General features: G+C 72.5%; 1 protein-coding gene. It reads left to right on the forward strand.

What is annotated here, in order from left to right; all coding sequences use genetic code 11:
• Positions 1-50: 50 nt before the first annotated feature.
• Positions 51-6,180, forward strand: a 6,130-nt coding sequence (locus ACFPP6_RS36160) for an amino acid adenylation domain-containing protein (protein WP_382051104.1), incomplete at its 3' end; no start/stop codon positions are given.

The following is a 6,180-nucleotide window of genomic DNA, read 5'->3' on the forward strand; positions in this document are numbered from 1 at the left end:
TCGGCCGGTTGTGGGAGCGGCAGGCCGCTGCCCGGCCGGATGCGGTGGCCGTGGTCGAGGGGGAGCGGAGCTGGTCGTATGCCCAGCTGGACTCGGTTTCGGATCGGATCGCCCGGAGGCTGCGGGATCAGGGCGTGGGTCCGGACGACGTGGTCGGGGTGCTTCTGCCGCGGGGAGCGGCCCAGGTCGCGACCGTGCTCGGTGTGACGAAGACCGGCGCGGCGTTCCTCCCGGTGGACCCGTCCTATCCGCGGCGGCGCATCGGCCACGTGCTCGGCGACGCCCGGCCCCGAGTGGTCGTCGTCGGCGAACAAACGGCGGTACCGGCGGGCGAGTTCGACGTCCTCGTAATACCGCAGGACATCGACTCCTGGACCTGGACCGCCGATGACGCCGCCTCCGATCCGGACGAGGTGCTCCCGACCCGCGTGGACCACCCGGCCTACGTGATCTACACGTCCGGATCGACCGGGGAGCCCAAGGGCGTGGTGGTGACCCACCGCGGCCTGGCGAGCCTGGCGGCCACCCAGGCGCGGCGGCTCGGCGTCACGGAGCGGTCCCGGGTGCTGCAATTCGCCGCCCTGGGCTTCGACGCCGCCGTATGGGAGCTGGTGATGGCGTTCGGCGCGGGTGCCGCGCTGGTCGTCCACGACGCGGACCGGCTGGCCGGCGCCGAGCTCGCGACGGTGCTCCGGGAGCAGCGGATCACCCATCTCACCGTGCCGCCGACGGTCCTGGACACGGTGCCCGAAGGCACCGAGGCGGCCCTGCCCGACCTCGCCACGCTGGTGGTGGCCGGTGAGGCGTGCCCGCCGGAGCTGACCGAGCGGTGGTCTCCCGGACGGCGGCTGGTCAACGCCTACGGGCCGACCGAGACGACCGTCTGCGCCTCGCTGAGCGACCCCCTGCGTCCCGGCCCGGCCCCGATCGGCGGGCCCGTCCTGAACACCCGGGTGTACGTGCTGGACGAGGCGCTGCGGCCGGTGCCGACGGCGGCGCCGGGGGAGCTGTACGTCGCCGGAGCCGGACTGGCGCGCGGCTATCTGGGGCGGGCGGGGCTGACCGCGTCCAGGTTCGTGGCGGATCCGTTCGGCGGGCCGGGCGCGCGGATGTACCGGACCGGTGACCTGGTGCGGTGGAACGCGGACGGCGAGCTGGAGTACCTGGGCAGGTCCGACGAGCAGGTGAAGATCCGGGGCTACCGGGTCGAGCCGGCCGAGGCGGAGTCCGTGCTCCGCCGGCACCCCGACGTCGCCCAGGCCGTGGTCGTCGCCCGTCAGGACGACCGGGGGACGCGCCTGCTCGGGTACGCGGTCCCCGTCGCGGGACGGGACCTCGACGTGGACGAGCTGCGCGGCCACCTGGCCGACCGGCTGCCGGAGTACATGGTGCCCGCGGCGGTGCTGGTCCTGGACTCTTTGCCGAGGACCCCGAACGACAAGGTCGACCGAGGGGCGCTGCCGGAGCCCGCGTACGACGTCGCGCCCGGGTCCGCGCCCCGGACGCCGCTCCAGGAACTGCTCTGCGACCTCTTCGCCGAGGTGCTGGGCGTGCCGGAGGTGGGCATCGACGACAGCTTCTTCGACCTGGGCGGCCACTCCCTCCTCGCCACCCGGCTCGTCATACGGATCCGCCGGGTGTTCCGCTGCGACCTCGAACCCCGCGCGCTCTTCGGGGCACCGACACCGGCCGGACTGGCCGAGGTGCTCGCCGCAGGGGCCGATGCGGCACAGACGCCGGTGACGGCGGTGGCGCGGCCGGGGCTGGTGCCGTTGTCGTTCGGGCAGCAGCGGTTGTGGTTCCTGCACAAGCTGGAAGGCCCGTCGGCGACGTACAACTCGCCTCTCGCGCTGCGCTTGTCCGGTCGGCTGGATGTGGCGGCGTTGCGGGCGGCGCTCACCGATGTGGCGGGCCGGCACGAGGCGTTGCGGACGGTGTTCGCCGAACACGCCGGCACTCCATACCAGCGCATTCTTGACACTGTCGAGGTCGAACTCACCGTGCGCGAGTCGACGGAGGACGAGGTCGAGGGCCTGATGGGAGAGGCGGCTCGCCATCCGTTCGACCTCTCCCGCGAGATTCCGTTGCGGGCGGAGTTGTTCGCCCTGGGGGCGGATGAGTGGGTGCTGGTGCTGGTCCTGCACCACATTGCCGCCGACGGGTGGTCGTTGCGGCCGCTGGCCCAGGACATCGCGACTGCTTACGGTGACCGCTGCCGTGGGCAGGCCCCCTCCTGGTCGCCGCTGCCCGTCCAGTACGCGGACTACGCGCTCTGGCAGCGGCGGCTGCTCGACGAGGACGGGCTGCTGGGCCGGCAACTGGAGTACTGGACCCGGCAGTTGGCCGGTCTGCCCGAGCAGGTGACGCTGCCGAAGGACCGGCCCCGGCCGGCGGTTGCGAGCTATGCCGGTGACGTGGCGATGTTCAGCATGGACCCGGACCTGCACCGGGACCTGCTGGAGCTGGCCCGTTCCTCGGGTGCGACGCTGTTCATGGTGTTGCAGGCTGCCCTGGCCGCGCTGCTGTCCCGGTCGGGTGCCGGATCGGACGTACCCGTGGGGACACCGATAGCGGGCCGTACCGACGAGGCACTGGACGATCTGGTCGGGTTCTTCGTCAATACGCTGGTGCTGCGGACCGACGTCTCCGGAGACCCGTCGTTCGCCGAGCTGCTGGGGCGGGTCCGCGAAACCTGCCTGGCCGCGTACTCGCATCAGGACGTTCCCTTCGAGTTCCTGGTCGAGAAGCTCAACCCGCAGCGCTCGGCCGCCCACCAGCCCCTCTTCCAGATCCTGCTCGGGCTGCAGGAGAACCCCGACGCGGGCTTCGAACTGCCGGAGCTGCGCACCCGCCTCGAAGGCGTGAGCACCGGCCTGTCCCGGGTCGACCTGTTCATCAGCCTCGGTGAGCAGCGCGACGCCGACGGCCCGGCGGGTGTCACGGGCGCCGTCGAGTTCGCCGTCGACCTGTACGACCGGTCCACGATCGAGGCGTTCGTCGAGCGATGGCTACGGCTCCTCCGCGCCGTCGTGCGGAACCCGGAGCAGCGGATCGGTCGGATGGAGCTGCTCAGCGCGGACGAGCGCGAGCAGGTTCTCGACCGCTGGTCGCGCGTGGCGCCGGAGCCGCCCTCGACGCTGTCGGCCTTGTTCGAGCGTCGGGCGGCGGTGTCGCCGGATGCGGTGGCGGTGATCGACGGGGAGTCGAGCTGGTCGTACGCGGAGCTGAACGCGCGGGCGAATGCCGTGGCCTGGTCGTTGCTGGACCGGGGTGTGGGCGCTGAAGATGTGGTGGGGGTGCTTCTGCCGCGTGGGGCGTGGCAGGTCGCGGCCGTCTTGGGGGTGGCGAAGGCCGGGGCGGCTTTCCTGCCGGTGGATCCGGGCTATCCGGCGGAGCGTGTGCAGTTCCTGCTGGCCGACGCCGCCCCGAAGGTGGTGCTGACCGACGAGGCGGGTCAAGGCGCGGTCGCCGGCGTCGCGACGGTCGTCCTCGACGACGACACCGACGGCGTGCATCGCGATCCGGTCGACGGTGATCGCCGGATGCCGTCGCGGGTGGAGAACGCGGCGTACGTGATCTACACGTCCGGCTCGACCGGGCGGCCGAAGGGGACCGTGGTCACGCACGTCGGCCTGGCCGTCCTGGCGGCAGGAGCCGTGGAGCGCGCCGACGTCCACGCCGGCAGCCGCGTCCTCCAGCTGGCCTCGCCGAGCTTCGACGCCTCCGTGCTCGAGCTGATGATGGCCATCGGGGCCGGGGCGGCACTCGTCATCGTGAAGGAGGCGCGTTCGGCGGGCGCGGAACTGGCGTCGCTGGTCGCGGGCGCCGGGGTGACGCATGCCTTCGTCCCGCCGTCGGTGCTGGCGACGGTGCCGGTGGAGGGGCTGGCGGGCCTGCGGAGTGTCGTGGTCGGGGGCGAGGCGTGCTCGGTGGACCTGGTGCGCCGGTGGTCGGCGGGCCGGCGCATGACGAACCTGTACGGACCGACCGAGACGACGGTGGCAGCGACCATCAGCCGTCCCTTGTCGGGCGAGTCGTACCCGATCGGCGCGCCCCTGGCGGGGACGCGGACGTACGTCCTTGACGACTTCCTCCGGCCGGTGGCCCCGGGCGTGCGGGGCGAGCTGTACATCGCAGGCCCCGGAGTCGCACGAGGGTACTTGGGACGGCCGGGCCTGACCGGGTCCCGGTTCGTGGCGGATCCGTTCGCGGGATCCGGCGCCCGGATGTACCGCACGGGCGACGTGGTGCGGTGGAACGCGGACGGCGAGCTGGAGTACCTGGGCCGGTCCGACGAGCAGGTGAAGATCCGAGGGTTCCGTGTGGAGCCGGGTGAGGTGGAGGCCGCGCTGGAGCGGCAGGACGGCGTCGCCCAGGCCGCCGTCCTGGCCAGGCCCGACCAGCAGGGCTTCCTGACGCTCTACGCGTACGTCCTCGCCGATCCGCAGACGGTCTCCGGCGCACACCTGCGTGAGCAGCTGCGCCGCACGCTGCCCGACCACCTGGTGCCGGCAGCCGTAGCGGTACTGGACGAGTTCCCGGTGAATCCGAACGGGAAGCTCGACCGGGCCGCCCTGCCGGAGCCCGGGTTCGACGTGGCCGAGGGGAGCCGTACTCCGCGTACGCCGCTGGAGGAGATCCTGTGCTCCCTCTTCGCCGACGTGCTGGGCGTGGCCCGGGCCGGGGTGGAGGACAGCTTCTTCGACCTCGGCGGCCACTCCCTCCTCGCCACCCGGCTGATCAGCAGGATCCGGGCCGCGCTCGGCGCCGAGGTGGCGCTGCGGACGCTCTTCGAGATGCCGACCCCGGCTGCTCTCGCCCGCTGCCTCGACGACGGGCCCACCGGAGCGCGTACCGCTCTGGACCGGATGCCGCGGCCGGACGTCCTGCCCCTGTCCTACGCCCAGCAGCGACTGTGGTTCCTGCACAAGCTGGAAGGCCCCTCGCCCACCTACAACATGCCGCTGGTGCTGCGGTTGTCCGGCGCGGTGGACGTGGCGGCGTTGCGGGCGGCGCTCACCGATGTGGTGGGCCGGCACGAGGCGTTGCGGACGGTGTTCGGGGAACGGGAAGGCGTGCCGTTCCAGCAGGTGCTCGACGACGCCGCGGTCGGACTGCCGGTGCGTGAGGCCGCCGAGGAGGAGGTCGAGGCGCTGCTGCTGGAATCCGCGCGCTACCCGTTCGACCTCTCCCGCGAGCTCCCGGTGCGGGCCGAGCTGTTCGCCCTCGGGCACGACGAGTGGGTGCTCGCGCTGGTCCTGCACCACATCGCCGCCGACGGCTGGTCCCTGCGGCCGCTGGCCCAGGACATCGCCACCGCCTACGGCGACCGGTGCCGCGGGCAGGCCCCGGCGTGGGCGCCGTTGCCGGTGCAGTACGTGGACTACACGCTCTGGCAGCGGGACCTGCTCGGCGACGACAGTGACCCGGACAGCGCCTTCAGCCGTCAAATGAAGTACTGGGTCCGGCAGTTGACCGATCTGCCCGATCAGGTCACCTTGCCCGCCGACCACCCGCGCCCCGCGATCGCCGGGTACGTCGGCGGCATCAGCACCTTCGCCGTCGACGCGGAGCTGCACGACGACCTCATGGAGCTGGCCCGGTCGACCGGGTCGACGCTGTTCATGGTCCTGGAGGCGGCCCTGGCCGGCCTGCTCACCAGGCTCGGCGCGGGGACCGACGTGGTGCTCGGCGCCGGCGTGGCGGGCCGCACCGACGAGCGGCTGGACGATCTGGTCGGGTTCTTCGTCAACATGCTGGTGCTGCGCACCGACACCTCCGGCGACCCCACCTTCGCCGAACTGCTCTCCCGGGTGCGGGAGACCAGCCTGGCGGCGTACGCGAACCAGGACGTCCCGTTCGAGCAGGTGGTCGAGGCGCTCAACCCGCAGCGTTCCGCGGCCCACCAGTCACTGTTCCAGGTGGCCCTGGTCCTCCAGAACAACGCCGAGGCCGACTTCGGCCTCGCGGGCCTGCGGGTCCGGCAGGAGGGACACGGCACCGGCACCTCCCGGTTCGACGTCTCGCTGAGCATCACCGAACACACCGGCACCGACGGCGGTGCGGCGGGGCTGACGGGGGTCGTGGAGTTCGCGACCGATCTGTACGAGCGCTCGACGGTGGAAGCGTTCACTCGCCGGTGGGTGCGGATGTTGCGGGCGATGGTTGTGGCGTCCGGGA

The organism is Streptomyces aureoversilis, assembly GCF_042657885.1.
GTDB classification, from domain to species: domain Bacteria; phylum Actinomycetota; class Actinomycetes; order Streptomycetales; family Streptomycetaceae; genus Streptomyces; species Streptomyces aureoversilis.